Source organism: Streptosporangium sp. NPDC023615, from assembly GCF_040640155.1.
Classification (GTDB): domain Bacteria; phylum Actinomycetota; class Actinomycetes; order Streptosporangiales; family Streptosporangiaceae; genus Streptosporangium.
In genome coordinates this window covers 1-1,158 of sequence record NZ_JBFABE010000186.1, presented here as the reverse complement: position 1 = coordinate 1,158, position 1,158 = coordinate 1, and the positions used below count along the sequence as shown (strand labels likewise).

The 1,158-nt window shown below is 37.0% G+C and carries 2 protein-coding genes; one reads left to right on the top strand and one right to left on the bottom strand.

From position 1 onward, the window contains the following. Positions 1–498: type IIL restriction-modification enzyme MmeI (locus AB0G16_RS38815; protein ID WP_362816041.1), on the top strand; the 498-nt coding region annotated here is incomplete at its 5' end. A gap of 60 nt (positions 499–558) precedes the next feature. Here the strand turns inward: AB0G16_RS38815 and AB0G16_RS38810 are convergent. Then, on the bottom strand, positions 559–954 hold the full coding sequence (locus tag AB0G16_RS38810) for a hypothetical protein (protein ID WP_362816040.1): 396 nt from the start codon (positions 952–954) through the stop codon (positions 559–561). Positions 955–1,158: the final 204 nt, after the last annotated feature.

Genomic DNA, 1,158 nt, shown 5'->3' with positions numbered 1-1,158 from the left:
AAACCACGCAGCTTAATTCTATTTGATAAGTGTCTTATGGTTGGGATGATTACCGTTTGTACTGCTCCACACTTTCGACTACCTAATGCAACGCTTTATCACTTCGGTGTTTTATCAAGCAGTATGCATAATGCCTTCATACGTTTGACAGCCGGAAGATTGAAAAGCGATTACCGCTACTCAAACAGTATTGTTTATAACAACTTTCAATTCCCTTTCGATGCTAAAAACGAAGATGGAAATACGGTCAAAGCTAAAGATACTATTGAGTCAGCGGCTCAAGCCATTTTAGATGCTCGTAAGCTATACCAAGATAGTAGCAAGGATGCGCCAACGCTCGCTAAGCTTTACAACACTTACATGATTGATCCTTACCCTGAACTAACCAAAGCTCATATCGCCCTTGATAAAGCAGTAGATAAGGCTTACGGCTATAAGGGTAAGGGCGATGATGCCAGTCGGGTAGAGTTTTTGCTCAAACGCATAGCAGACATGTAAATGTATAGCCTGAAAATCCTATTAAGCTCCTGACCTTAAAAAGTCAAGAGCTTAAAATCTTTAGTGGGCAAAATCAGCTAAATTAACAGTAAATGTTGGGATAACCCTAAACTGGTCAGAAGTTTCAAATAAAAAGCAGATATCTGTTTTATACTTTTCTGCTACTTTTTTAGCTACATCTAGGGCTTCGGAAAAATCCTCAAACCTTAATCCCAAATCTGGTATTTTTGCATAAGCTATATTCGTTTGATCAGGCGTATCTTCAAATTTAGCTACAAACTCATCAGTTTCTACGATATTTATAATATATCCTAGAAACTCACTATCATCAGGAAGATCAAATTCTTTGTAGATTTCTTCAATAGGTCTTTCGCTAATATTGAGCTTTTCTAACCTTCTTCTCTTAGCTTCTGCTTCACGCTGTTCTTTAGTACCTCTACTCTTTGCTTGTCCCATACGATCACCTCTTAAGTTAAATATTAGTCGTTAGTATATTCATAGCAAATTGAAGAATAAAATTGTTTACTTAAAGCACTTATGAACCTAAACTATTGTAAGCTTTAATTCCTGCTTTATCGACCAATCTTTGAGCATTGCCAACTTTGTTAGGTGCTGCCACCTCTCTTAATATCAATAACGATTCTAGCACTATCGGCATCA

Coding starts and splice junctions, on each gene's coding strand:
- AB0G16_RS38810 (WP_362816040.1), bottom strand. CDS start 954: ATGGGACAAGCAAAGAGTAGAGGTACTAAAGAACAGCGTGAAGCAGAA.